The sequence below is a fragment of the Methylobacterium crusticola genome, assembly GCF_003574465.1.
Lineage (GTDB): Bacteria > Pseudomonadota > Alphaproteobacteria > Rhizobiales > Beijerinckiaceae > Methylobacterium > Methylobacterium crusticola.
This window is the reverse complement of sequence record NZ_QOWC01000402.1, coordinates 1-2983: the sequence shown is the minus strand read 5'-3', so window position 1 is coordinate 2983 and position 2983 is coordinate 1. Positions and strand designations below refer to the sequence as shown.

At 79.8% G+C, this 2983-nt stretch carries 3 protein-coding genes; all 3 read left to right on the top strand.

All coding sequences use genetic code 11. From position 1 onward, the window contains the following. Positions 1 to 458 (top strand): hypothetical protein (locus DT057_RS35830; protein WP_162501608.1); only part of this gene is annotated, 458 nt, incomplete at its 5' end. 1 nt (position 459) lies between these two features. Next, entirely contained in the window at positions 460 to 1800 is a 1341-nt protein-coding gene (locus DT057_RS34445; protein WP_128566493.1) for a MotB family protein, read from the top strand. After that, the coding region (locus DT057_RS34440; protein WP_128566492.1) for a chemotaxis protein MotC at positions 1797 to 2983 on the top strand (1187 nt) is incomplete at its 3' end. The genes DT057_RS34445 and DT057_RS34440, both read left to right, overlap by 4 nt.

Sequence of the window (2983 nt, the reverse complement as noted above, 5' to 3'; positions counted from 1 at the left end):
GACGCGCCGAGGCGCAGGCCGCGCGGGCCGGCGAGGAGGCCGCCTTCGCGGCCCGCCTCGCCGAGGCGCGCCGGCGCTGGAGCGAGACCGAGGCCGAGAGCCTCGCGGCGGGCTTCGCGGCCGCCCTGCGGTCCCTCGAGGCGGATCTCGCCGCGCGGCTCGCCCGCCTCCTCGTGCCGGTCCTCGCGGACGCCCTGCGGGCGCGGGCGCTGGCCGAGCTCGCCGCCGCCCTGTCGCGCCTGCTCGCCGACCCGCGGCACGCCGCCATCCGGGTGAGCGGCCCCGAGGACCTGCTCGGCGCCCTCGCGGCGCGGCTGGGGCCGCAGGGCGCCGCCGTCGCCTTCACCCCCGCCGAGGCGCCGGAGGTCCGCGTCAGCGCGGACGACACCGTGGTCGAGACGCAGCTCGCCGCCTGGACGGGCCGCCTCGCGGCCGCGGTCGCGGTCGCGGAGGCGTGAGATGGCCGACCCCGCGCACCAGGACATCATCATCATCCGGCGCCGCGGCGACCAGGAGGAGGGCCATCACGGCGGCGCCTGGAAGATCGCCCTCGCCGACTTCATGACCGCCATGATGGCGCTGTTCCTGGTGATGTGGCTGATCAACTCCACCAGCAAGGCGCAGAAGCAGAGCATCGCCGAGTACTTCAACCCCGTGAAGCTCGCCGAGGTCACGAACGACCGCAAGGGCCTGCGCGACCCCCGGGACGCCCCCGCGGAGGCCGGCGCCGAGGGCGGGGCCGAGGGCCGCGGCGGGGAGGGCAAGGCGGACGGCCCGGCCGGCAGGGAGCCCGGCGCGCCGGGCAGCCGCGCCCGGGAATCCGCCCTGTTCCAGGACCCCTACGCGGTGCTGGCCCGCCTCGCCTCCGAGGCCGAGCGGGGCGAGGGCGCGAGCGGCGACGCCTCCGCCCTCGAATCCGGCGAGCCGGGCGTCAGCGGCGGCGAGGCCGCGCGCGACCCCTTCGACCCGCTCTACTGGCAGGTCGAGCCCCTGCCGCGCCACCGCACCGACCGGCCCGGCGCCCTCGACACCGCCGCGGCGGCGCCGGCGGACGGCCGGCTCGACGCCCGCGGGCAGGCGGTGCAGGCCCCCCGCCCCAGGGACCGGACCCGCGCGGGCGAGGCCCCCCGGGAGACCCGGGCCCGCCTCGCCTCGGCCGAGGCGCTGCCGCTCGCCCCTCCGGAGGCCCCGCGGGGGCAGGCCGCGGCGCCCCGGGAGGCGGCCGTCAGGGAGGCGGCCTCCCGGTCCCCGGCCGCGCCGGACCCGGGCCCGGAGGCCCCCCTCCGGGAAGCCGCGGACCGGGAGGCCGGGGACCGGGACGCGAAGGCGGCCGAGACCGCGGCGGCCGCCGAGGTGAAGGCCGCCGTCGCCAGGGCGGTGCAGGCCTCCGCCGGCGCCCCGGCGCCCCGGGTCGAGGTGCGGCGCACCCGCGAGGGCATCCTGATCAGCATCACCGACGAGATCGATTTCAGCATGTTCGGCATCGGCTCGGCGGAGCCGACGCCGAAGGTGGTGCGCGCGCTCGAGCGCATCGCCAAGGTGCTGGGCGCCCGGCCCGGCCGCATCGTCGTGCGCGGCCACACCGACGGGCGGCCGTTCCGCTCCGAGACCTACGACAACTGGCGCCTCTCCTCCGCCCGGGCGCAGATGGCGTCCTACATGCTCGTGCGCGGCGGCCTCGACGAGGGGCGTATCGAGCGCATCGAGGGCCACGCCGACCGCCAGCCGCGCAACCCCGCCGACCCGAAGGCGGCCGAGAACCGCCGCATCGAGATCCTGCTGCGGGGGCGGCCCGAATGAGCCGGCGCGCCGGATGGGCCGGGGCGCTGCTCGCCCTCGGCCTCGCGGCCGGCCCCGCCCGGGCGGGCGGCCCCGAGGCCGGCCCCGGGGCCGGACCCCTGCTCACCCCCGCGGCCGCCGGCCCGGAGGCCCCCGGGCACGGCGCCCCCGGGGCGGCGCCCGTCGAGCCCCTGCCGGTGGCGGCCCGCGGGCTGCCCGTGGAGCTCGTGCGGACGCTCCAGCTCCTGCAGGACCGCATCGCCCGGGGCTCGACGCAGGCCCACCTCGCCCAGCGCCAGCTCCTCGGCCACATCGAGCAGCGCCTGCTCGACCTCGATCCCCAGGCCTGGAGCGGGAGCGAGAACGTCCGGGCGGCCGTGACCTTCGCGCTCGGCGGCGGCGGTCCGCCGGTGCTGCGGTGGATGCTCGATGCGGGCCGGCTCGGCGAGGCCGACATGCCCCTGGTGCTGGGGGCGCTCGCCTACCTGGAGGGCCGCGAGAAGGAGGCCCGCACGCTGCTCGGCCGCTACGACCCGCGCCGGGCGGGCCCGGGCCTCGCCGGCCAGCTCGCCCTGACGCAGGCGGCCCTCGCGGTGCGGGAGGCGCCGCGCCGGGCGATCGAGCTCCTCGGCCTCGCCCGCCTCCTCGCGCCCGGCACGCTCGTGGAGGAGGGCGCCCTGCGGCGGGAGATCTTCGTGCACGCGCAGGGCGGCGACGCCGGGCGCTTCGAGGCCCTGTCGATCCAGTACCTGCGCCGGTTCCGCCGCTCGGTCTACGCCGGCACCTTCCGCCAGCGCTTCGCCACCGCGCTGACCCGGCTCGACTTCGCCAGCGACCGGGCCCGCGCGGCGGGGCTCGAGCGCATGCTCGCGGAGATCGAGCCGGAGGGGCGGCGCGACCTCTACCTCCTCGTCGCCCGCGCGGGCCTCGACCAGGGCCGGCGGGAGACCGCAATCTTCGCGGCCGAGCGCGCGGCGGGGCTCGCGGCGCCGGATTCCGGCCCCGCCGCGCAGGCCCGCCTGTACCGGGCGGCGGCTCTGATCGTCGCCGAGGGCCGCTTCGAGGAGGGGCTGGAGGCCCTGCGCGCCATCGACCGCACGGCGCTCGCCGCGGGCGACGCGCAGCTCCTGGACGCGGCGCTCTCGACCGCCGGGCAGATCCGCACGCCCCCGGCCGGCCCGGCCGCGGCGCCGGGTGGCCCGGC